The organism is Micromonospora sp. ATCC 39149 (assembly GCF_000158815.1).
Lineage (GTDB): Bacteria > Actinomycetota > Actinomycetes > Mycobacteriales > Micromonosporaceae > Micromonospora.
On sequence record NZ_GG657738.1, the window covers coordinates 2,548,381 to 2,570,372 of the forward strand.

At 73.1% G+C, this 21,992-nt stretch carries 18 protein-coding genes; 7 read left to right on the forward strand and 11 right to left on the reverse strand.

The genetic code is table 11. The features are described 5' to 3' along the window. Positions 1-620 (forward strand): alpha/beta hydrolase (locus MCAG_RS10645; RefSeq protein ID WP_232290132.1); only part of this gene is annotated, 620 nt, incomplete at its 5' end. A gap of 81 nt (positions 621-701) precedes the next feature. On the opposite strand, the gene glmS is transcribed toward MCAG_RS10645, so the two are convergent. Further along, positions 702-2,615: a glutamine--fructose-6-phosphate transaminase (isomerizing) gene (gene glmS, locus MCAG_RS10650; protein WP_036373065.1), complete on the reverse strand. Its 1,914-nt coding sequence runs from the start codon at positions 2,613-2,615 to the stop codon at positions 702-704. Positions 2,616-2,851: 236 nt separating this feature from the next. Between glmS and MCAG_RS10655 the strand changes: the two genes are divergently transcribed. Then, on the forward strand, positions 2,852-4,042 hold the full coding sequence (locus MCAG_RS10655; RefSeq protein ID WP_036373067.1) for a pyridoxal phosphate-dependent aminotransferase: 1,191 nt from the start codon (positions 2,852-2,854) through the stop codon (positions 4,040-4,042). Between the two features lie 46 nt (positions 4,043-4,088). Here MCAG_RS10655 and glmM read toward each other — a convergent pair whose 3' ends face one another. The 6 genes from glmM to MCAG_RS10685 all read right to left on the reverse strand — a co-directional run bounded on the left by glmM (position 4,089) and on the right by MCAG_RS10685 (position 8,805). After that, the gene (gene glmM / locus MCAG_RS10660) at positions 4,089-5,444 is read right to left on the reverse strand and encodes a phosphoglucosamine mutase (RefSeq protein ID WP_007072971.1); all 1,356 of its coding nucleotides are present in this window, start codon (positions 5,442-5,444) and stop codon (positions 4,089-4,091) included. A 114-nt stretch (positions 5,445-5,558) separates the two neighbouring features. After that, positions 5,559-6,023: a 30S ribosomal protein S9 gene (rpsI, locus tag MCAG_RS10665; protein WP_007072972.1), complete on the reverse strand. Its 465-nt coding sequence runs from the start codon at positions 6,021-6,023 to the stop codon at positions 5,559-5,561. Between the two features lie 20 nt (positions 6,024-6,043). Next, positions 6,044-6,487 (reverse strand): 50S ribosomal protein L13, encoded by a 444-nt coding sequence (gene rplM, locus MCAG_RS10670; protein WP_007072973.1) that lies wholly within the window; start codon positions 6,485-6,487, stop codon positions 6,044-6,046. A 210-nt stretch (positions 6,488-6,697) separates the two neighbouring features. Next, entirely contained in the window at positions 6,698-8,065 is a 1,368-nt protein-coding gene (locus MCAG_RS10675; RefSeq protein WP_007072974.1) for an MFS transporter, read from the reverse strand. 199 nt (positions 8,066-8,264) lie between these two features. After that, entirely contained in the window at positions 8,265-8,558 is a 294-nt protein-coding gene (locus MCAG_RS10680; protein WP_007072975.1) for a type II toxin-antitoxin system PemK/MazF family toxin, read from the reverse strand. Continuing rightward, positions 8,548-8,805 carry a DUF6364 family protein gene (locus tag MCAG_RS10685; protein ID WP_036373069.1) on the reverse strand — a complete coding sequence of 86 codons (258 nt, stop codon included), beginning with the start codon at positions 8,803-8,805 and terminating at the stop codon, positions 8,548-8,550. The genes MCAG_RS10680 and MCAG_RS10685 overlap by 11 nt, the downstream gene beginning before the upstream one ends. A gap of 272 nt (positions 8,806-9,077) precedes the next feature. On the opposite strand from MCAG_RS10685, the gene MCAG_RS10690 reads away from it, so the two are divergent. Genes MCAG_RS10690 through MCAG_RS10710 form a run of 5 tightly spaced genes read left to right on the forward strand, consistent with a single transcriptional unit; the run spans position 9,078 to position 16,814 of the window. Continuing rightward, complete coding sequence (locus MCAG_RS10690; RefSeq protein ID WP_050777927.1) at positions 9,078-11,192, forward strand: molybdopterin oxidoreductase family protein; 2,115 nt, start codon at positions 9,078-9,080, stop codon at positions 11,190-11,192. After that, positions 11,189-12,751 carry an FAD-dependent oxidoreductase gene (locus MCAG_RS10695; RefSeq protein ID WP_007072978.1) on the forward strand — a complete coding sequence of 521 codons (1,563 nt, stop codon included), beginning with the start codon at positions 11,189-11,191 and terminating at the stop codon, positions 12,749-12,751. Before MCAG_RS10690 ends, MCAG_RS10695 begins: the two co-directional genes overlap by 4 nt. After that, positions 12,751-15,351 (forward strand): nitrite reductase large subunit NirB, encoded by a 2,601-nt coding sequence (gene nirB / locus MCAG_RS10700; RefSeq protein WP_007072979.1) that lies wholly within the window; start codon positions 12,751-12,753, stop codon positions 15,349-15,351. The genes MCAG_RS10695 and nirB overlap by 1 nt, the downstream gene beginning before the upstream one ends. After that, complete coding sequence (gene nirD / locus MCAG_RS10705; RefSeq protein ID WP_007072980.1) at positions 15,348-15,725, forward strand: nitrite reductase small subunit NirD; 378 nt, start codon at positions 15,348-15,350, stop codon at positions 15,723-15,725. Before nirB ends, nirD begins: the two co-directional genes overlap by 4 nt. Next, the gene (locus MCAG_RS10710; protein WP_007072981.1) at positions 15,726-16,814 is read left to right on the forward strand and encodes a uroporphyrinogen-III synthase; all 1,089 of its coding nucleotides are present in this window, start codon (positions 15,726-15,728) and stop codon (positions 16,812-16,814) included. A 215-nt stretch (positions 16,815-17,029) separates the two neighbouring features. Here the strand turns inward: MCAG_RS10710 and MCAG_RS10715 are convergent, their stop codons facing one another. The 4 genes from MCAG_RS10715 to MCAG_RS10730 form a co-directional block, all read right to left on the reverse strand. Continuing rightward, positions 17,030-17,653, reverse strand: coding sequence for an ATP/GTP-binding protein (locus MCAG_RS10715; RefSeq protein WP_007072982.1), 624 nt, complete (start codon positions 17,651-17,653; stop codon positions 17,030-17,032). Further along, entirely contained in the window at positions 17,634-17,999 is a 366-nt protein-coding gene (locus MCAG_RS10720) for a DUF742 domain-containing protein (RefSeq protein ID WP_007072983.1), read from the reverse strand. The genes MCAG_RS10715 and MCAG_RS10720 overlap by 20 nt, the downstream gene beginning before the upstream one ends. Positions 18,000-18,068: 69 nt before the next feature. Continuing rightward, positions 18,069-18,476, reverse strand: a complete 408-nt coding sequence (locus MCAG_RS10725; protein ID WP_007072984.1) for a roadblock/LC7 domain-containing protein — start codon at positions 18,474-18,476, stop codon at positions 18,069-18,071. Next, positions 18,473-21,553: a sensor histidine kinase gene (locus MCAG_RS10730; RefSeq protein ID WP_007072985.1), complete on the reverse strand. Its 3,081-nt coding sequence runs from the start codon at positions 21,551-21,553 to the stop codon at positions 18,473-18,475. Before MCAG_RS10730 ends, MCAG_RS10725 begins: the two co-directional genes overlap by 4 nt. Between the last annotated feature and the right edge of the window lie 439 nt (positions 21,554-21,992).

Genomic DNA, 21,992 nt, shown 5'->3' on the forward strand with positions numbered 1-21,992 from the left:
CCGGTGAGCTGGGCAGGGCCGCCCGGGTACAGGCCCGCTGCGCGGCGCTGGACCCGACGGGATCCACCGCGGCGGTGCTCTGGCTGGACTACGACGCGCCGGACTTCCTGCACGAGGCCGTCCTGCCCCACCAGGCCCGCGACGCCGGCCCGGCGCTGCACCGGTTCCAGGAGGGGCTGCGGGCGACCCACGATGGCCCGCCGGCCCGGCAGACGGTGCTCGGGCACAGCTACGGTTCGCTGGTCGTGGGCACCGCCGCCCGCGACCACGGTCTCGCCGCCGACGCGCTGGTCTTCGTGGGCTCACCCGGCGTCGGCGTGGACCGGGCGGACGGGCTGGGCCTGCCCGTCGGCGAGGTCTGGGCGAGCACGGCGCCCGACGACGGGATCCGGCTGGCCCCCGCCGCCGACGAGCTGCCCCGGCGCGTCCTGCGTGGGCTCAGCCCGTTGGCCGCCGTGCTGACCGGCCGCGACGACCACGCGCTGTGGTTCGGTCACGATCCGGCCGACCCGGGTTTCGGCGGGCGCACCTTCCCCAGCGGCCGGTACGGCCACACCGGCTACTGGGACCCGGCCAACCCGGCACTGGACGGCATGGCCCGCGTGGTGCTGGGCCGGTGACCCGGCTTCCTCCCGCCGGCCGTCGCAGGGTGGGACGGCCGGCGAGCCGTGGCGGAGCGGAGGGCCGGTGGCCGCCGTGGGCTACTCCACGGTGACGGACTTGGCAAGGTTGCGGGGCTGGTCGACGTCGTGGCCCCGGGCCGCCGCGATCTCCGCCGCGAGCACCTGCAACGGCACGGTGGTCACCAGGGGCGCGAGCAGCGTCGGCGTACGCGGCACCCGGATCAGGTGGTCGGCGTAGCGGACCACCGCCTCGTCGCCCTCCTCGGCGATCACGATGGTGCGGGCGCCCCGGGCCCGCACCTCCTGGATGTTGGAGACGACCTTGTCGTGCAGCATGCCCCGGCCGACCGGCGACGGCACGATGCAGATCACCGGGGTGCCCTCGTCGATGAGCGCGATCGGGCCGTGCTTGAGCTCGCCGGCGGCGAAGCCCTCGGCGTGCATGTACGCCAGCTCCTTGAGCTTGAGCGCGCCCTCCAGTGCGACCGGGTAGCCGACGTGCCGGCCGATGAAGAGCACGGTCGGCTCGGCCCTGATCTCGCGGGCCAGCTCCCGCACCGGCTCGATCCGGTCCAGCAGCTCACGCAGCTTGCCGGGCATCTGGTGGAGCTGGTCCACCACGGCGGCCACCTCGTCGGCGAACTTGATCCCGCGCACCTGGGCGAGGTGCAGGCCGATGAGGTAGCAGGCGACGAGCTGGGTGAGGAACGCCTTGGTGGAGGCGACCGCGATCTCCGGCCCGCCGTGGGTGTAGAGGACGGCGTCGGACTCGCGCGGGATCGTCGAGCCGTTGGTGTTGCAGATGGCGAGCACCCGGGCCTTCTGCTCCTTGGCGTGCCGCAGCGCCATCAGCGTGTCCATCGTCTCGCCGGACTGGGAGATCACGATGATCAGCGTCGACCGGTCGAGGACGGGGTCGCGGTAGCGGAACTCGCTGGCCAGCTCCACCTCGCAGGGGATCCGGGTCCAGTGCTCGATGGCGTACTTGGCCACGAGGCCGGAGTGGTACGCGGTCCCGCAGGCGACGATGAAGATCTTGTCGACGTCGCGTAGGTCCTGGTCACTGAGGCGTACCTCGTCGAGCATGATCTCGCCGCTGTCGGTGAGCCGGCCGAGCAGGGTGTCGGCGACCGCCTGCGGCTGCTCCTCGATCTCCTTGAGCATGAACCAGTCGTAGCCGCCCTTCTCGGCGGCCGAGGAGTCCCAGTCGATGTGGAAGTCCTTGCCCGTGGCCGGCAACCCGGCGAAGTCGGTGATCTCGATCGAGTCGGCCGTGATCAGGACGATCTGGTCCTGGCCGAGCTCGACCGCGTCGCGGGTGTGTTCGATGAACGCGGCGACGTCGCTGGCGAGATAGTTCTCGCCGTCGCCCCGGCCGACCACCAGCGGCGAGTTGCGCCGGGCGCCGACCACCGCGCCGGGCACCCCCGCGTCGACGGCGAGCAGCGTGAACGCGCCTTCGAGGCGCTGGCAGACCGCGCGCATCGCGGCGGCGAGCAGCTGCGGGCCGTCCGGCTCGCCGGCCGCGCGCAGGTCGGCCAGCGCGGCGGAGAGCAGGTGCGCGGCGCACTCGGTGTCGGTGTCGCTGTTGAACAGGACGCCGGCGTCCTCCAGCTCGGCGCGGAGCTTGGCGAAGTTCTCGATGATGCCGTTGTGGATCACGGCGACCCGGCCGTCGGGGGCCAGGTGGGGGTGGGCGTTGCGGTCGGTGGGGCCGCCGTGGGTGGCCCAGCGGGTGTGCCCGATGCCGGTGGTGCCGTCACCGATGCCGATCGGGCTGGCGGCGCAGGCTTCCGGGTCCGACGCGGCCCGCTCGGCCAGCACCTTCTCCAGGTTGGCCAGCTTGCCCGCCTTCTTCTCGATCAGCAGCTCGTCCTCGCAGACGACGGCCACCCCGGCCGAGTCGTAGCCCCGGTACTCCAGGCGGCGCAAGCCGTCGAGCACGATGCCGAGCGCCGGGCGCGAGCCGGCGTACCCCACGATTCCACACATGACCCGCAGCCTAGCCCAGTTTCGCTCACTACGCGTGCGCGAAAGCCGGGTAAACAAGCATCGAGCCTGAGCGAATCGGCGAGCCGGGGCGCTCCGGGCACGAATCGTGAGCACCGGGCCACCATGGGCTCACGTCGACGGGCGATGGGTCGCCGAGGCCGGGCGCTGGTGGTGGGTCGGCTGCGACGGATGTGCACGGTCTTGCACCCGGACCCTCGACCCGTAGGCTGGCGCAGGTGACGACGACGCCAGCCGATGTCGACCCGCTGGTGGCCCGGATGCGGCCGTTCGGGACGACCATCTTCGCCGAGATGTCCGCCCTGGCCGTCCGGACCGGCGCGGTCAACCTCGGCCAGGGCTTCCCGGACACCGACGGGCCACCCGAGATGCTCGCCGCGGCGGTCGAGGCGCTGCGCGGCGGCCAGAACCAGTACCCGCCGGGTCCGGGCATCCCCGCGCTGCGCGCCGCCGTCGCCGACCACCAGCGCCGGTTCTGGGGCCTGGAGTACGACCCGGACGGCGAGATCGTCGTCACCGCCGGGGCAACCGAGGCGATCGCCGCGAGCATCCTCGCCCTCTGCGAGCCGGGCGACGAGGTGGTCTGCTTCGAGCCGTACTACGACTCGTACGCCGCCTCGATCGCTCTCGCCGGCGCGGTACGCCGGCCGGTGACGCTGCGGCCCGGCGCGGACGACCGGTACGCCTTCGACCCGGAGGCGCTGCGTGCCGCGTTCGGGCCGCGCACGCGGCTGGTCCTGCTGAACTCGCCGCACAACCCGACGGGCAAGGTCTTCACCCGCGACGAGTTGGCCCTGGTCGCCGAGCTGTGCCGCGAGCACGGCGCGTACGCGGTGACCGACGAGGTGTACGAGCACCTGGTCTTCGCCGACGCCGGCGCACCGCACGTGCCGCTGGCCACCCTGCCCGGGATGCGCGGTCGTACGCTGCGGATCTCGTCGGCCGGCAAGACGTTCTCCTGCACCGGGTGGAAGGTCGGCTGGGTCAGCGGTCCCGCCCCGCTCGTCTCCGCGGTGCTGCGGGTCAAGCAGTTCCTCACCTTCGTCAACGGCGCGCCGTTGCAGCCGGCCGTGGCGGTGGCCCTCGCCCTGCCGGACGCGTACTTCGCGGAGTTCGCGGCCGGCATGCGGGCCCGCCGGGACCAGTTGGTCGCCGGCCTGACCGACGCCGGCTTCGGCGTTCTCACGCCCGAGGGGACGTACTTCGTCACGGCCGACGTCGGCCCGCTGGGCGGGCGGGACGGGGTCGAGTTCTGCCGGTCGCTGCCGCAGCGGTGCGGGGTGGTCGCCGTGCCGACGCAGGTGTTCTACGACAACGCCGAGGCGGGCCGGCGGCTGGTCCGGTTCGCGTTCTGCAAGCGTCCGCAGGTGCTCACCGAGGCGGTCGCCCGGCTGCGCCGCCTGGCCTGACCCCGTCCCGAGCGGGGCGGGGCGCGGCCAGGGGGCGCGGACCGGTTCAGCAGGTGGGGCTGGCGGCGCGGACCTGCTCGGCGATGCGCTCGGCGACCTCGCGGGCGGCGCGCTCGGTGGCCGCCTCGACCATCACCCGGACCAGGGGCTCGGTGCCCGAGGGGCGCAGCAGCACCCGGCCGGTTTCGCCCAGTTCCGCCTCGGCCAGCTCGACCTCGGCCCGCACGGCCGGCGCGGCGGCCCCCACCGACCGGTCCCCGACCGGCACGTTGATCAGCACCTGGGGCAGCTTGGTCACCACGGCGGCCAGGTCCGCGAGGGAGCGGCCGGTGGCGGCCATCCGGGCCATCAGGTGCAGCCCGGTGAGCACCCCGTCGCCCGTGGTCGCGTACGCCGGCATGACGATGTGCCCGCTCTGCTCGCCGCCGAGGGCGAGACCGGAGCCGCGCAGCTCCTCCAGCACGTACCGGTCGCCGACCTTGGTCTCGATCAGCCGGATGCCCTGCGCGGACATGGCCAGCCGCAGGCCGAGGTTGCTCATCACCGTGGCGACGAGGGTGTCGTCGGTGAGCGCGCCGGCCTCCCGCATGGCCACGGCGAGGATCGCCATCACCTGGTCGCCGTCGACCTCGACCCCGTCGGCGGTGACCGCCACGCACCGGTCCGCGTCGCCGTCGTGGGCGATGCCCAGGTGCGCGCCGTGCTCGACCACGGCCTCGCGCAGCGTGTCGATGTGGTTGGAGCCGCAGTCGTCGTTGATGTTCAGCCCGTCCGGCTCGGCGTGGATGGCGACGACCTCGGCCCCCGCCTCCCGATACGCCACCGGCGCGACCTCGGCCGCCGCACCGTTGGCGCAGTCGACCACGACCTTGATCCCGTCAAGGCGGTGCGGCACCGTGCCGACGAGGTGTTGCACGTAGTGGTCCGCGCCGTCGAGCAGGTCGTGCACCCGCCCCACCCCGGCACCGGTCGGCCGGTCCCACGCGGTGACGGCGTTCGCCTCGACGGCCGCCTCGATCCGCGCCTCGATCTCGTCGGGCAGCTTGTGGCCGCCGGCGGCGAAGAGCTTGATCCCGTTGTCGGGCATGGGGTTGTGCGAGGCGGAGAGCATCACGCCCAGGTCGGCCTTGGCCTCGGCGGTGAGGAACGCCACGGCGGGGGTGGGCAGCACTCCGACCCGGACGACGTTGGCGCCGGCGCTGGTGAGGCCGGCCACCACGGCCGCCTCCAGCATCTCGCCGCTGGCCCGGGTGTCCCGGCCGACCACGGCCAGCGGCGGATGACTCCGGTCCGTCTCGGCCAGTGTGTGGGCGGCGGCCACCGCCACCGCGAGCGCGAGCTCCGGGGTGAGATCCGCGTTCGCGCGTCCGCGTACGCCGTCCGTGCCGAACAACCGGCCCATACCCGCCAACCTCCGATGAAATGGTGCAACAGAGAAAGCGAAACGGCCGGGCCACCTCCCGTGGAGGGGAGGCGGACCCGGCCGTTCGTCAGAAGTACAACGTGAAGCTGTTGGTCAGCGCTTCGAGTACTGGGGAGCCTTGCGGGCCTTCTTGAGGCCGTACTTCTTGCTCTCCTTGACCCGGGCGTCACGGGTCAGGAAGCCGGCCTTCTTCAGGGCCGGACGGTCGTCGGGCTCGTTGACGATCAGCGCCCGGGCGATGGCGAGCCGCAGCGCACCGGCCTGGCCGGTGGTGCCGCCACCGCGCAGGTTGGCGATGACGTCGAACGCCTCGGGCTTCTCGGCGGTCACCAGCGGGTCCTTGATGAGCTGCTGGTGCACCTTGCTCGGGAAGTAGGCCTCGAGGTCGCGGCCGTTGCAGGTGATCTTGCCGCTGCCGGGCACGATACGCACCCGGACGATGGCCTCCTTGCGGCGACCCACGGTCTGAATCGGCCGGTCGCCACGGGGCGCGCGGACGACGGGCGCCGGCGCCTCGGCGGCCTCGGGGGCAACCTCGGTCTCGGTGATGTCGGTCATGCTGTTTCCTTCGCCCGCGCTCACTGCGCGATCTGCTTGATCTCGAACGGCGCCGGCTGCTGTGCGCCGTGCGGGTGCTCGGCACCGGCGTAGACCTTCAGCTTCTTGATGAGCTGACGGCCGAGCTTGTTGTGCGGGAGCATCCCCTTCACGGCCAGCTCGATGGCCCGCTCGGGACGCTTGCTGAGCAGCTCCTCGTAGCCGACCTGCTTGAGGCCGCCCGGGTAACCGGAGTGGCGGTAAGCGACCTTCTGCTGGCGCTTGTTACCGGTCAGCGCGACCTTGCCCGCGTTCACGACGACGACGAAGTCGCCCGTGTCGACGTGCGGCGCGAAAGTCGGCTTGTGCTTGCCACGCAGGAGCGTGGCGGCGTGGGTCGCGAGGCGGCCCAGCACGACATCAGAGGCGTCGATGACGTGCCACTGACGCTCGATCTCACCCGGCTTCGGGCTGTACGTACGCACAGGTCTACCTTGTCTCGTCGTCGGTCTGGGGTCGCGCGCCGAGGTGACCAGGGCATCCCGGCCGGGCCAGCGCGCACGAACGACCAAGCGTACCTGATGCGGCACGCCTCTGGATGTCGTACAACAGCAGGCAACGATACCCGGGGGCGGGTCGGCAGGTCAAAACGGGGGGCCCCTCGGCGCGGCCCCCCGTTTCGATCATGACCAGGGTCACACCCCGGCGCGGGCCATCCGGGAGCCGGGCCGCACGTACGCGACCCAGGTGACCACCAGCAGCACCAGGAAGAAGCCGACGTAGAAACGCAGCGCCGGCTGGATGCCGCCGTAGTTCGACTTCGCCCAGGCGTAGCAGATCGGGACGAGGAAGCCGCCGAACGCGCCGACCGAGGAGATGATGCCCAGCGCCCCGGCCGCCTGCCGCCGCATGGACAGCATGGTCTCCGGGGAGCCGCCCATGTCCTCCCCCTTGACCCGGAAGATCTTCGAGATCATCCGGTACGTCGACCCGTTGCCGATCCCGGTCGCCACGAACAACAGCATGAAGGAGGCGAAGAAGACGCCCAGGCTGCGCTCCTCAACCGACCAGAGCGCCCCGAACGCGCCGACCGCCATCAGCACGAAGCTGCCGATGGTGACCCGGGCGCCGCCCACGAAGTCGGCCAGCCGCCCGCCCAGCGGGCGGAAGAACGAGCCGATGCCGGCACCGATGAACGCCCAGCTCAGCGCGATGTCGGGCCGGCCGAACACCGAGTTGAGCAGGGTGGGGAACGCGGCCGAGTAGCCGATGAACGAGCCGAAGGTGCCGATGTACAGCAACGACATGATCCAGGTGTCGGCGTGCCGCAGTGAGGACCAGACCGGCTTCACGTCCGCCTTCGCCTCGGCCAGGTTGTCCATGAACAGGTACGCGCAGACCGCCGCGGCGACGGCGAGCGGGATGTACATCAGGCCGGCCCGGGAGAGCGCGAGCCCGCCGCCGAACACGATCACCTGGGGCACCAGGAACTGCACCACCGCGACGCCGATGTTGCCGCCGGCCGCGTTGAGGCCCAGCGCCCAGCCCTTCTCCCGCTCCGGGTAGAAGAATGAGATGTTGGCCATGCTGGAGGCGAAGTTGCCGCCGCCGAAGCCGGCGGTGGCGGCGATCAGCAGCAACGGCACGTACCCGATCTGCGGGTTCTCGACCGCCCAGGCCAGGCCGACGCTGGGCAAAATCAGCAGCAGCGCGGAGACGATTGTCCAGTTCCGCCCGCCGAAGATCGGCACCGCGAAGGTGTACGGCAGCCGCAGCAGCGCGCCCACGCCGCTGGGCACGGCGGTCAGCCACAGCGTCTGGCTGGTGGTGAGCTGCCAGCCAACGTCGTCGAGCCGGACGACGACGATGCTCCACAGCAACCAGACCGAGAAGCCGATGTGCTCGGCGAAGATCGAGTAGATGAGATTCCGGCGGGCGATCCGGCTGCCAACGGCCCGCCAGAAGCCCTGGTCCTCCGGGTCCCAATGCCCGATCCACCGACCGGGCCGTTCTTTCAGGTCGATCTCACCTGTGGGTTCGGTCTCGGCCACCGTGCTGGTCATTTGCTGTCTCCTCCCGGCCGGGCGCTGACGTCCACGCCGCCCAGGCGCCGCAGGGCGGGCGACGGGCGGTTCCGCCAGCAAGTTAAGAAGGCGGGGATTACCGGAAGATTCGTCGCGGAAGTCGCCAACGCAACAGCCGCCGCACAGGGCGGGTCGGGACAATGGTGAAATCTCGGCTGGGCGGGTGGCCCGGCGCGGGTTACAACTGTTGCAGGATACGCAATGCGCGGGCGACACCCTGCATGGTGTCCGTGTCGGCCGCGTCCACGCACTCGGTGAACCACTTCTTCATGGGCGAGGAGAGCCGGTCGGGCATCACCACGTACCCGCCCATCGGCACGGCCAACGGCGAGTCGCGCAGCAGCGCCGCCTCGACCACCTCGGCCACGATGACGATGGGCACGTCGGTGGAGTTGTAGACGTCGGAGCTGATCACCAGCCCGAGCCGCTCCCGGGCGCCGGAGATCCGCCAGACCTCTCCCCTACGCAGCACCTGGACGCCCGCCGAAGAGCACGTCGTCGACCATCGCCACCTCGCGGTCGTCGGCGAGGGCGGCGGTCTCCAGGTCGAGCCCGGCCCGGTTGACGGCGGCGGCGTGCGCGGTGAAGACCTCGCGCAGCGCCTTCTCCCGGGCGGCCTGGTCCATCCAGGCGGAGAGCGACAGCCCCTCACGCTTGGCGAACCGGCGCGCCTCCTCGATCGTCTCGTCGGAGAACGATAGTGTCACCTTGGCGGTCATGCGGTTCAGCCTACTCGCGGTATGACCGCGGGTCATCCCCACCAAGCCTGCCCGCCGAAGGGGACAAATCGCCTCCTTCTACGGAAGGCCGGGGAGCCCGCGTCGCGGAGCGGCTACCGACCTGACGTCGGGCCAGGGCCACCGCCGCGCCGGAGAACTGACGCTCAGCAGGAGGCCCAGCGCGTTTCTCCGGCGCGGTGTGAGGCGCTCTTGACAGGACCGAAACAAACGAGACGCTGACCCGAAACGCCCCGGCGGCACGCTTTGCCGACATGACAGACGGTGCACGGCCGGCGACTGCCCCGGGGGACTCCCCCCTTGAGGCGGCGACGCACTGCCCGTACTGCGCTCTTCAGTGCGGCATGACCCTGCGCGAGGCCGGCGGCCGGGTCGAGGTGCTGGCCCGACAGTTTCCCACGAACCGCGGCGGGCTCTGCCAGAAGGGCTGGACGGCCGCCGAACTGCTGGACCACCCCGACCGGCTGACCACCCCGCTGGTCCGCGACGCCGGCACCGGCGAGCTGCGCCCGGCGTCCTGGGCCGAGGCCATGGAACGGATCGTCGGGGGCATCCGCGCCGTCCAGGACCGGCACGGCCGCGACGCGGTCGCCGTCTTCGGCGGCGGCGGGCTGACCAACGAGAAGGCGTATGCGCTGGGCAAGTTCGCCCGGGTCGCGCTGCGCACGCGGCACATCGACTACAACGGGCGTTGGTGCATGTCCTCGGCGGCGGCGGCCGGGAACCGCGCGTTCGGCGTCGACCGGGGGCTGCCCTTCCCGCTGGCCGACCTGGGCCGGGCGCAGACCCTGCTGCTGGTCGGGGCGAACCCGGCCGAGACCATGCCGCCGCTGATGCGCCACGTCGCCGACCAGCAGGCCACCGGCGGCACGCTGATCGTGGTCGACCCCCGGGCCACCGCCACCGCTCGGCAGGCCGACCTGCACCTGCAACCGGTGCCCGGTACCGACCTCGCGGTGGCCAACGCGTTGCTGCACATCGCGCTCACCGAGGGCTGGCTCGACCGGGCGTATGTCGCCGACCGGACCACGGGCTTCGACGAGGTTCGGCGGACGGTGGCCGGGTACTGGCCGGCCGAGGTGGAGCGGCTGACCGGTGTGCCGGTGGCCGACCTGGAGGCGACCGCACGGGCGCTGGCCACGGCGCGCAGCGCGATCATCCTCACCGCGCGGGGTGCCGAGCAGCACGCCAAGGGCGTGGACACGGTCACCGCGTTCATCAACCTGGCGCTCGCGCTCGGCCTGCCCGGCCGGCCCGGCTCCGGGTACGGCTGCCTCACCGGCCAGGGCAACGGTCAGGGCGGGCGGGAGCACGGCCAGAAGGCCGACCAGCTCCCCGGGTACCGCAGCATCGCCGACCCGGCGGCCCGCGCGCACGTCGCCGGGGTGTGGGGGGTGCCCGCGGACGAGCTGCCCGGGCCGGGCGTGCCGGCGTACCAGCTCCTCGACTCCCTCGGCACTCCGGCGGGCCCGAAGGCACTGCTGGTCTTCGGCTCCAACCCGGTGGTGTCGGCGCCCCGGGCGGCCCGGATCTCCGGCCGGCTGCGCGACCTGGATCTGCTGGTCGTCGCCGACCTGGTGCGCTCCGAGACCGTCGAGCTGGCCGACGTGGTGCTGCCCACCGCCCAGTGGGCCGAGGAGGACGGCACGATGACCAACCTCGAGGGTCGGGTGCTGCGCCGCCGCGCGGTACGCACGCCCCCGCCGGGCGTCCGGACCGACCTGGCGATCCTCGCCGACCTGGCCGACCGACTCGGCACGAAGACGGGGTTCTGCGACGACCCGGCCGAGGTCTTCGACGAGCTGCGCCGCGCCTCGGCCGGCGGGGTCGCCGACTACGCCGGGGTCACGTACGACCGGATCGACGCCACCGGCGGGGTGTTCTGGCCCTGCCCGGCCCCGGACGCGCCGGACACCCCGCGCCTGTTCACCGACACCTTCCCCACCCCCGACGGGCGGGCCCGGTTCCGCGCCGTCGACCACCGGCCGGCCGCCGAGGAGGTGTGCGCCGAGTATCCGCTGCGGATGACCACCGGCCGGGTGCTCGCCCAGTACCAGTCCGGCGCGCAGACCCGCCGGGTGGCGGCGCTGCGCCGGGCCGCCCCGGAGGCGTTCGTCGAGCTGCACCCGGACCTGGCCGCCCGGCTCGGCGTCGAAGACGGCGAGGACGTACGGGTCACTTCGCGGCGCGGCGAGATGCGCGCCCCGGCCCGGCTCACCCCGACGATCCGCCCCGACACCGTCTTCGCGCCGTTCCACTGGGGCGGAGCCTCGCGGGCCAACTCGGTCACCAACGACGCCCTCGACCCAGTCTCGGGGATGCCGGAGTTCAAGATCTGCGCCGTACGGGTGGAGAGGGCTGAAGCATGACCACCGTCGTGATCGTGGGCTATGGGATGGCCGGCGCGCGCCTCGCCGCCGAGCTGCACGCCCAGCCCGGGGACCGCAAGGTCACCGTGCTCGGCGCGGAGCCGCACCGGGCGTACAACCGAATCATGCTCTCCACCCTGCTGGCCGGGAAGCTCGACGAGCCGGACGTGGAGCTGACCGAGGCCGCCGGGCACGGCGTGGACGTCCGCACCGGGGTCGCGGTGACCGCGATCGACCGGGCCGCCTGCGAGGTGCTCACCGACGACGGCGACCGGGTCGGCTACGACCACCTGGTGCTCGCCACCGGCAGCCGGGCCATGGTGCCGCCGCTGCCGGGGCTCGACCCGGCGGCCCTGCCGGACCGGGTGGCCGTCTTCCGCACCCTGGACGACTGCCGGCGGATCCTGGCCATGGTCCGGGGGGCCCGGCGCGCGCTGGTGCTCGGCGGCGGCCTGCTCGGGCTGGAGGCGGCCCGGGGGCTCGCCGCCCGGGGGTTGGACGTGACGGTGGTCCACCCGACCGGGCACCTGATGGAGCGGCAGCTCGACCCGGCGGCCGGCGCGGTGCTCGCCGGCACGCTCGCCGGCCTCGGGGTACGCACCCGCCTCGCGGCGTCCGCGACCGGGCTCACCGCCGACGCCCACGGCGTCCGACTCGACCTGTCCGACGGCTCGTCGCTCACCGCCGACCTGCTGGTGCTCTCCTGCGGGGTACGCCCCGACACCGCGCTCGCCGCCGCGGCGGGGCTCACGGTGGAGCGGGGCGTCGTCGTCGACGACCGGCTGCGCACCAGCGACCCGCGCGTCTCGGCGATCGGCGACTGCGCCCAGCACGGTGCTACGCCCAGCGGGCTGGTCGCGCCGGCCTGGGCCCAGGCCCGGGTGGTGGCACAGCTGCTCAGCGGCGTGGACCCGCACGCGGCGTACCGGCCCCGGCCGGCGGTCACCCGGCTCAAGGCGGCCGGGATCGACCTCGCCGCGATGGGTGACGCCGCCGAGGGCGACCGGGCCGGCGACGAGCCGGTCGAGGAGCTGACCTTCGCCGACCCGGCCCGGGGCACGTACGCCCGGCTGCGCATCCGCGACGAGCGGCTGACCGGGGCGATCCTGCTCGGCGACAATCCCGCTATCGGCACGGTGGTGCAGCTGTTCGACCGGGGCGCTCCGGTGCCGTCGGACCGGCGGGCGCTGCTGCTCGGCCGGACGCTCGGCGGCACACCGGCCGCGCCAGCGACGTCGCCGGCGCTGATGCCGGACGCGGCGACCGTGTGTCAGTGCAACGACGTCAGCAAGGGCGCGCTGGTGCGCTGCTGGCGCTCCGGCAGCCGGACGGTCGAGGCGATGTCCGCGGCGACCCGGGCCGGCACGGGCTGCGGCGGGTGCCGCGACGCCCTCGCCGGCATCGTCGGCTGGCTCGCCGAGGTCGATCCGGTGGCCGACGAACCGGCCGGGCTTGCCGGAACGGACCCGGCCGGCGGCGGCCCGCCGACGCTGGCCGGGGCAGACCTAGTCAACGACGACAGCCCGAGAACGCGACACGACCGCGTGGAGGTGGCGTGATGAACGGCGACACGACAGGGCCGGGCACCGGCGGAGGCGACGCCGTGACCGGCGGCAGGGTGATCGTCATCGGCAACGGCATGGTGGGGCAGCGGTTCACCGAGGCGCTGCGCGCCCGGGACACCGAGCGCCGCTGGCAGGTCACGGTGCTCGCCGAGGAGCGCCGGCCCGCATACGACCGGGTGCGGCTGTCGGCGTTCTTCGACGGGGTGTCCGCCGAGGAGCTGAACCTGCACACCCCCGACGACGGGGTCGAGCTGCGCTTGGGCGAGCCGGCCACGGCCATCGACCGGGAGCGCCGGGTCGTCGTCACGGCAACCGGCGAGCACCCGTACGACGCGGTCGTGCTGGCAACCGGCTCGTACCCGTTCGTGCCGCCGGTGGCGGGCCGGGACCTGCCCGGGGTGTTCGTCTACCGCACCCTGGACGACCTGGAGGCGATCCGGGAGCACGCCCGGGGCCGGAGCGTCGGCGCGGTGATCGGCGGCGGCCTGCTCGGCCTGGAGGCGGCGAACGCGCTGCGCCTGCTCGGCCTGACCACCCACGTGATCGAGTTCGCGCCCCGACTGATGCCGGTGCAGGTCGACGAGGCCGGCGGGGCGATGCTGCGCCGCTACGTCGAGGAGCTGGGGGTGTCCACCCATCTCGGGGTGGCGACCACCGCGCTGCGGCCCGGCCCCGACGGCGTGGTGACCGCCCTGGAGCTGTCCGACGGTCGCACCGTCGACGCCGAGCTGGTCGTGGTGGCGGCGGGCATCCGGCCCCGCGACGAGCTGGCCCGGTCGGCCGGCCTTGAGCTGGGCCCGCGCGGCGGGGTGCTGGTGGACGCGGCGTGCCGCACCGGCGACGAGCGGATCTGGGCGGTGGGCGAGTGCGCGGCCGTCGACGGGGTCTGCCACGGGCTGGTCGCCCCCGGGTACGCCACGGCGGAGGTGGTGGCCGACCGACTGCTGGGCGGCGCGGCGACGTTCCCCGGCGCGGACACCGCGACGAAGTTGAAGCTGCTCGGCGTGGACGTGGCGTCGTTCGGCGACGCCCACGGCACCACCGAGGGCAGCCTGGACGTGACGTTCACCGACCCGGCCACCCGGTCGTACGCGAAGCTGGTTCTCTCCGACGACGCGAAGACGCTGCTCGGCGGCGTGCTGGTCGGGGACGCGAGCGCCTACCCGACGCTGCGGGCCAGCGTCGGCGGGCCGCTGCCGGCCGCGCCGCTGGCGCTGCTTGCCCCGGCGGGTGGGGCGGGGGCCGGTGCCAGCGCGCTCCCCGGCAGCGCGCAGGTCTGCTCGTGCAACGCGGTGACCCGCGACGACATCGACGCGGCGATCGCCGGCGGCTGCGCGGACGTGCCGGCGCTGAAGGCGTGCACCCGGGCCGGGACGAGCTGCGGATCGTGCGTGCCGATGCTCAAGCAGCTCCTCGACGCGGCCGGGGTGAAGCAGTCCACCGCGCTGTGCGAGCACTTCGACCTCAGCCGGCAGGAGCTGTTCGATGTCGTGCGGGTACGCGGCATCCGCACCTTCTCCCGGCTGATCGCCGAGCACGGGCGGGGCCGGGGCTGCGACATCTGCAAGCCGGTGGTCGCCTCGATCCTCGCCTCGCTGGGCACCGGGCACGTGCTCGACGGCGAGCGGGCGTCGTTGCAGGACACCAACGATGCGTACCTGGCGAACCTGCAACGCGACGGCAGCTACTCGGTGGTGCCCCGGATTCCCGGCGGGGAGATCACCCCGGAGAAGCTGATCGTGATCGGCCAGGTGGCCCAGGAGTTCAAGCTCTACACCAAGATCACCGGCGGGCAGCGCATCGACCTGTTCGGGGCGCGGGTGGACCAGCTTCCGCAGATCTGGCGGCGGCTGGTGGACGCGGGCTTCGAATCCGGCCACGCGTACGGCAAGGCGCTGCGCACGGTGAAGTCCTGCGTCGGCGAGACCTGGTGTCGGTACGGGGTGCAGGACTCGGTCGGGCTGGCCGTGGCCCTGGAGCTGCGCTACCGGGGGCTGCGCGCCCCCCACAAGATCAAGTCAGCGGTGTCCGGCTGCGCCCGGGAGTGTGCCGAGGCCCGCAGCAAGGACTTCGGCATCATCGCCACCGACGCCGGCTGGAACCTCTACGTTGGCGGCAACGGCGGCTTCCGGCCCCGGCACGCCGACCTGTTCGCCACCGACCTGGCGACGGAGGAGCTGATCCCGCTGATCGACCGGTTCCTGATGTACTACATCCGCACGGCCGACCGGTTGCAGCGCACCGCCGCCTGGATCGAGGCGATGGAGGGCGGGCTCGACCACCTCCGCGCGGTCATCGTGGACGACTCCCTCGGCCTCTGCGCCGAACTGGAGGCGGAGATGGCCCGGCACGTGGCGGCGTACTCGGACGAGTGGCGCGACGTGCTCGACGACCCGGAACGGCTGCGCCGGTTCACGTCCTTCGTCAACGCGCCCGACGTGCCGGACCCCTCGATCACCTTCGCCATCGAACGCGGCCAGCCGGTTCCCGCCGGCCCGGCCCGGCCGGTCACGGCGTCAGCGGCACCCGACGGCGAGGCACCGGCCCGCCGCCGGCAACCGGTCACCCTCGGCCTCCCGGAGGTACGGCGATGAGCATCGCGACGGGCCCGTTCACGAGCGGAACGGCGACGGACACCCTCGACTGGGTCCCGGTCTGCCCCCTGGACCGGCTGGAGCCGGAGCGGGGCGTGGCCGCCCTGGTCGACGGGGCGCAGGTGGCCCTGTTCCGCACCGGCGACGAGCTGTTCGCCCTGGACAACCTCGACCCGGTCGGCGGCGCGTACGTGCTGTCGCGGGGCATCGTGGGCAGCCGGGGCGGGACGCCCACGGTCGCCTCCCCGCTACACAAGCAGGTGTACGACCTGCGCACCGGCGCCTGCCTGGACCTGCCCGGCGTGGCGGTGCTCCGGCACGACGTACGCTGCCGGGACGGCATGGTCGAGGTGCGGTTGAGACGGGAGGGGTGAATGGCCGACGAACTGGCCGGCTTCACCATCGGGGTCACCGCTGACCGCCGGCGCGACGAGCTGGCCGCGCTGTTGCAACGGCGCGGCGCGCGGGTGGTCATCGCGCCGGCCCTGCGGATCGTGCCGCTGACCGACGACACGGACCTGCGCGAGGCGACCCGGGAGTGCCTGACCCGCCAGCCGGACGTCCTGATGGCCAACACCGGCATCGGAATGCGCGGCTGGCTGGAGGCTGCCGAGGGCTGGGGGCTGGCGGAGCCGCTGCGCGGCGTGCTGTCGCAGGCGTACGTGGTGGCCCGGGGCCCCAAGGCGCGGGGCGCCATCCGCGCCGCCGGCCTGCACGACCAGTGGTCGCCGGACTCGGAGAGCTGCGAGGAGGTCGTCGAGCACCTGGTGCGGCGCGGGGTGGCCGGGCAGGTGATCGCCATGCAGCTACACGGCGACCGGCAGCCCGAGTGCACCAACGCGCTGGAGGACGCCGGCGCGACCGTCATCGAGGTACCGGTCTACCGGTGGGCCCCGCCGACCGACCCCGCGCCGCTGCACCGGCTGATCGACCTGGTCGCCGGCCGGCTGGTGGACGCGGTCACCTTCACCTCCGCCCCGGCCGCCGAGGCGCTGCTGCGCGCCGCCGGGGACCGCACCGAGACGGTGCTGGAGGCGCTGCGCGGCGACGTGCTGGCCAGTTGCGTGGGCGCGGTCACCGCCGAACCGCTGATCCGGCGGGGGGTGCCGGTTAGCGCGCCGAGCCGGGCCAGGCTCGGCGCTCTGGTCAGGACCATCGTGGACGAGCTGCCCCGCCGCACGGTCAGCATCAAGGCCGCCGGGCACCTGCTGACCCTGCGCGGGCACGCGGCCGTGGTCGACGGGGAGCTGCGCCCGCTCGCCCCGGCGCCGATGGCGGTGCTGCGGGCGCTGGCCGCGTCACCGGGGCGGGTGCTGTCCCGCACCGCCCTGCTGCGGACCCTACCGCGCGGCGCGGACGAGCACGCGGTGGAGATGGCGGTGGCCCGGCTGCGGGCCGGGCTGAAGGCCCCCCGGGTGGTGCAGACGGTGGTCAAGCGCGGCTACCGGCTCCGGGTGGAGTGACCTGGGCCGGGACGGGCACGGGGTCGTCGGCGGCACACCCAGCCGAGAAACGGCCCTGGCCGCGATCCTGAAGGTTGCCGAGGTCGAACCCCACAGGACCTTGCTCGATCCGGGAAACAGTGGCCTCGACGTCGATTCGAAGCCACTGTTTCCACGATCGGGCGGGCTCGCACCGCCGAAGCGGCGGGTGCCCTGATTCCGCCAGAGCGGCGGCCTCAGCCCACCGGGGCCGGGAAGCCCCGGCCGTGCTCGGCCTGGAGGCGCATCATCGCGTGCTCGACGACCGTCACCAGCACCTGCTTGACGGACTCGCGGTGCCGGGCGTCGGTCATGACCAGCGGCACCTGGGGCGAGATGGCGAGGGCCTCACGGACCTCCTCCAGCTCGTACTGCGGTGCCCCGTCGAACCGGTTGAGCGCCACCACGTACGGCAGGCGGCGGTTCTCGAAGTAGTCCAGCGGGGCGAACGCGTCGGTGATCCGGCGGGTGTCGACCAGCACGGCCGCGCCCACCGCGCCCTTGATGATCTCGTCCCACATGAACCAGAACCGGGTCTGGCCGGGCGTGCCGAACAGGTACAGGATCAGGTCCTCGGCCATGGTGATCCGGCCGAAGTCCATGGCGACCGTCGTCGTCTGCTTCCCTGGTACCTTCGAGGGGTCGTCGATGCCGACGCCGGCCGAGGTCATCACCGCCTCGGTGGTCAGCGGAGTGATCTCCGAGACCGCGCCGACCATAGTCGTCTTGCCCACACCGAAGCCGCCCGCAACCACGATCTTCGCGGAGGTGATCCCGCGGTTGCGGCGCGCCCCGGCGGGGTCATAGCCTGCGAAGTCCACTTAGCACCCTTCCAAGGATTTCCATCCGCTCCTCGTATCCCTCGGCGGGAGCGGCAGTATGCAGGGTCAGCAGGCCCTCGGCCACCATGTCGGCGACGATCACCCGGGCCACGCCCAAGGGCATCCGGGTGTATGCGGCGACCTCGGCCAGCGACTGGGGCCGACCCTCGCAGATCGTGGCGATTCGGTGCTTGTCGTGGCCGGCGAACCGGGACTCGGCGACGGCGGTCGGGCTGGCCGTCAGCACCGCCTCCAGCGCGATGTCCTGGCGCGGCTCGGTACGGCCACGGGTGACCGCGTACGGACGCACCAGCGCGCCGCGCGGGTCCTCCCGTCGTTGGTCCATCCGCGATCACCTCCTCCCGGTCGACGTCGTTGCTCGACGTCTGGTCATTGTTCGTGCAGCCCGGCGGTGTTACGCGCGCACCGCATCGCGGGGCAGCGGCACCAGTGCCGCGCCCACGCGCTCGACCAGCAGCGCCATCTCGTACCCGACCTGCCCGACGTCGCAGCTACGGGCAGCGAGCACCGCCATCGACGAGCCGTCGCTGATCGACATGAGGAACAGATATCCGCTGTCCATCTCGATGACCGTCTGGAGCACCCCGCCGGCGCTGAACATGCGGGCCGCGCCCTCGGTCAGGCTCACCACGCCGGAGGTGATGGCGGCGAGCTGGTCGGCCCGGTCCGCGGGCAGGTCCCGGGACGAGGCGAGCAGCAGCCCGTCAGCGGACACCGCCACCACGTGGGCGATTCCCGCCACGCTGTCGGCGAAGTTGGTGAGCAGCCAACCCATGTCCTGCATGGCCGCTGGCCTGTTCATCGGCTCGTCTCCTTGGTCGAATTGCTGTTCTGGTCCGCGCCGGCCGTCCGTCCACGCTGCACACCGCGGTGGTAGGCCGACAGCAGGCCGCGTACTTCGTCGGGGGTGCGCCGGCTGTGGTCCCGACCGCTCTTCGGTTCGATCCCGCCGGGGACGAGCTGGGCCTGGGGCACCCGCTTGGGCAGGCCGGAGCGGGTGGTGCCGGCGGCCGGCGGTTCGGCCGCCCGGCTGGCCCGCGACCAGCCCTCGTCGGCGGCGGTCCGCCACGCCTCCGGATCGATCGCCGGCGGCGGGGTGGGGGCCGCCGGCCCGGCGGTCGCGGAGGCGGCCGACTCCGGGGGCGGGGCGTACGCCGGCGGCGCGGTGGTCGTCGCCTCCGGGCCGTCCGTGGGGGTGGTCCCCGGGGTACGGGTCGGCAGCGGGGCCCGCGGCGGGGCGGTGGCCTGCGCGGGGGCGGAGTCGTCGAAGTTGGGGCGCTGGAAGATCGCGGTCACGTCGTCACCGTGGGAGCGGAACCACACCGCCTCCATCTCGCGGAAGATCGGCGCCTCCGCCTGCTGGGCCGGACGGGCCACCACCGGGGTGGCCGGGGCGACCGGCACCGGCGGGGCGGACGGTGCCATCCCGGCGACCGGGCCGCCCGGCAGCACCGGGGTCACCGGCGCGAGCGGGGTGGCCGACGCGAGCGGGCTGGCCGGGGTGGCCGGCTGGGCGGACTCCCCGTTCGGCGACCGCCGGGGCAGCGGATCGATCGTCGGGTACGACACGGTCGGGCTGCCGACCGAGATGCCGCCGCTGGGCGTGTACGCGGGCTGGGCCGGCACGGGCGGCTGCGACACGGGCGTCACGGTCGGGATCGTCGGCTGGGCCACGGTGGGGCTGCCGAACGGCGCGGCCGACGCCCCGTCCTGGGCGTCGCCGGGCACCTGCCAGCGGGCCGGTGTCGGCGCGGCGGTACGCCACTGGTCGGTCAGGGTGGCGGTGCGACCGGCACCGGTCGCCGGCTCACCGAACCCGACCGGGCTCAGCGGGGTCTGCTCGGCCGGGGCCGGCTGGCGCGCGAGGGTGAGCGGCGCCGGGACAGGCTGGCGTCCCCGCAGCGACGGCAGCACCACGGTCGAGCTGGGCAGGCTCACCTGGGCGACGGTGCCGCCCTCCACGTTGCGCCGCAGCTCCACCCGGATGCCGTACCGGGAGGCGAGGCGGCTCACCACGGCCAGGCCCATCAGCCGGAACGCGGCCACGTCCACGGTCGACGGGGCGGAGAGCCGGCGGTTGAGCGAGTCGAGCTGCTCGTCGGTGAGGCCGAGGCCCCGGTCCTCGACCTGGATCAGCACGTAGTCGCGGATCCGCCGGCCGTCGGCGACCACCACCGTGTTCGGTGGGGAGAAGCGGGTGGCGTTGTCGAGCAGCTCGGCGACCAGGCGGACGACGTCGTTGACGGCGTGCGCGGCGACCGAGATGTCGGTGTCGACCGTGCCGAACTCGATCCGGTTGTACTGCTCGACCTCGGACTGGGAGGCCCGCAGCACGTCGATCAGGAGCGCGTCGTCGCGGCGCGGCACGGCGGAGTCCGCGCCGGCGAGGACCAGCAGGTTCTCGTCGTTGCGGCGCATCCGGGTGGCCAGGTGGTCCAGCTCGAAGAGCTGGGCGAGCCGCTTCGGGTCCTCCTCGCCGCGCTCGATCGCGTCCAGCTCGCCGATCATCCGGTCGACCAGGGTCTGACTGCGCCGGGCCAGGTTGAGGAACATCGCCGAGACGCTGGTGCGCAGCGCGGCCTGCTCGGCGGCGACCCGGACCGCCTCCCGGTGGACCACGTTGAACGCCAGGGCGACCTGGCCGACCTCGTCGCGGTTGGTGAGCTGGATTGGGTCCCGGACCTGCCGGACGATCTCCTCCACGCCGCCGTCGCCGACGTTGCCGATGGTCTGGAGCCGCTGCACCGCGTCGGGCAGGTCGTGGTTGGCCACCGACAGCGCGCCCTCACGCAGCCGGCGCAGCGAGTGGTTGAGCGACCGGGCCAGCACCACGGCCAGCGTGACGGCGATGATCAGGGTCAGCAGCACCAGCACCGACTCGACGACCGCCTGCTGGATGACGTTCGAGCGGGCCTCCTCGGTCTGGTCGAGCAGCCGCTGCTGGAGCTGGATCTCGGCCCACCGCATCAGGTCGTTGACCGAGCCGATGGAGGCGGACACGTCGGCGGCGGTGACCAGGGGGGTCTGCCCGACCGACCGGGTCAGGTCGGCGGCCACCCGGTCGGCGAGCACGACGGCGTCGCCGGAGACGGTGCTGTCGACCAGGGCCCGCTGGGCCGGGTCCGCGGCCAGCGAGAAGGAGACCAGGGCCTCCTGCTGGCTGGTGAGGGTGGCCACGAACGAAGAGAACTGCTCCTCGTCGAGCCGGCCGGTGGACAGCGCCGTGTAGGCGACGGCCTGCTCTTCGGCGACCGCTGCCTTCGCGTGGGCGAACGCGGCCACCGCCCGGCGGTTGTCGGCCAGGGTCTCCTGGCCGGGCATCTGGGCGAGCGTGTCGCCGTAGGAAACCAGGTCGGTGACGATGACGCCGTAGCGCAGCGCCGCCTCGGCCACCGGCATCTGCTTGCGGTCCAGCACCTCCTGGCGGGTGCTGTTCAGCGTCCGCAGGTGGTCGTCGATGACCTTCAGCCGGTCCCGTACGTCGTTGGAGACCTTTCCGATGCTGCCCCGCTCGGCGTTGTACGTCTCGATGCGCGCGTCCGTGCTGCGCACCCGCAGGTTGTACTCGTCGACCCTGCTCTTCTCCCCCGGCCGGGCGAGGAGGGTGGCCGCGGCCATCCGCTCCTTGTGCAGGTCCTGGGTCAGCGCCGAGACGTCGATCGACAGGGCGGTCAGCGCCCGTAGCTGGGTCGCCTCGTACACGCCCTCACCGGTGGAGACCAGCCGGATGGTGGCGAGCGCGATCACCGCCGCGACCGGCACCACCAGGATCAGCGCCAGCTTCGAGCGGATCCGGGCATCCCGGAGTCGGGGCAGCCGTCGCCGGCCCCGCTCGTTCGACTCGCCGCTATCGGGCAGGGTCGTAGGTCCGGTCCTCACGACATCGCCTCCGTCGTTTCTTCCACGCCTGAACCGCCGACCCGTGCCCCGTGCAGCGGACAGCGCCGCGCGCGGCACGGCCGCGATTTCATCAGAGATGATCGTGTTTGGGAAGCCGCAGTGAGGCAGGAAACGGTCGCACGGCACTGATCGCGTGATCCGGTCAACTAATACCTTCATTTCCCCAAGCCCCTGATCAGGGCATGTGACTCCAGAGTGGTCGTCCGCTAATGCAAAGTAAGCATTTACAGGCATCGGGTTGCCCCAACATGTGGGACGCTCGTCCCGAAAGCTTCGATGCATCCGCGCTTGACCACAGGGCCCGGCATTGGCAAGGTTTTGCAGGCTTCGCGCACACCGTACGGCAGACCAATCCCGTTTCTCCACTGAGGACGGACAAGCGGCGGTGACCGGGCATCGCCCGCGCCGCACCTGGAGG

Bases quoted from the DNA above. Each gene is read 5' to 3' on its own strand.
- glmS (WP_036373065.1), bottom strand. From the start codon at position 2,615: ATGTGTGGAATCGTGGGGTACGCCGGCTCGCGCCCGGCGCTCGGCATC.
- glmM (WP_007072971.1), bottom strand. From the start codon at position 5,444: ATGGGCCGGTTGTTCGGCACGGACGGCGTACGCGGACGCGCGAACGCG.
- rpsI (WP_007072972.1), bottom strand. From the start codon at position 6,023: ATGACCGACATCACCGAGACCGAGGTTGCCCCCGAGGCCGCCGAGGCG.
- MCAG_RS10675 (WP_007072974.1), bottom strand. From the start codon at position 8,065: ATGACCAGCACGGTGGCCGAGACCGAACCCACAGGTGAGATCGACCTG.
- MCAG_RS10685 (WP_036373069.1), bottom strand. From the start codon at position 8,805: ATGACCGCCAAGGTGACACTATCGTTCTCCGACGAGACGATCGAGGAG.
- MCAG_RS10690 (WP_050777927.1), top strand. From the start codon at position 9,078: ATGACAGACGGTGCACGGCCGGCGACTGCCCCGGGGGACTCCCCCCTT.
- MCAG_RS10695 (WP_007072978.1), top strand. From the start codon at position 11,189: ATGACCACCGTCGTGATCGTGGGCTATGGGATGGCCGGCGCGCGCCTC.
- nirB (WP_007072979.1), top strand. From the start codon at position 12,751: ATGAACGGCGACACGACAGGGCCGGGCACCGGCGGAGGCGACGCCGTG.
- nirD (WP_007072980.1), top strand. From the start codon at position 15,348: ATGAGCATCGCGACGGGCCCGTTCACGAGCGGAACGGCGACGGACACC.
- MCAG_RS10710 (WP_007072981.1), top strand. From the start codon at position 15,726: ATGGCCGACGAACTGGCCGGCTTCACCATCGGGGTCACCGCTGACCGC.
- MCAG_RS10720 (WP_007072983.1), bottom strand. From the start codon at position 17,999: ATGGACCAACGACGGGAGGACCCGCGCGGCGCGCTGGTGCGTCCGTAC.
- MCAG_RS10725 (WP_007072984.1), bottom strand. From the start codon at position 18,476: ATGAACAGGCCAGCGGCCATGCAGGACATGGGTTGGCTGCTCACCAAC.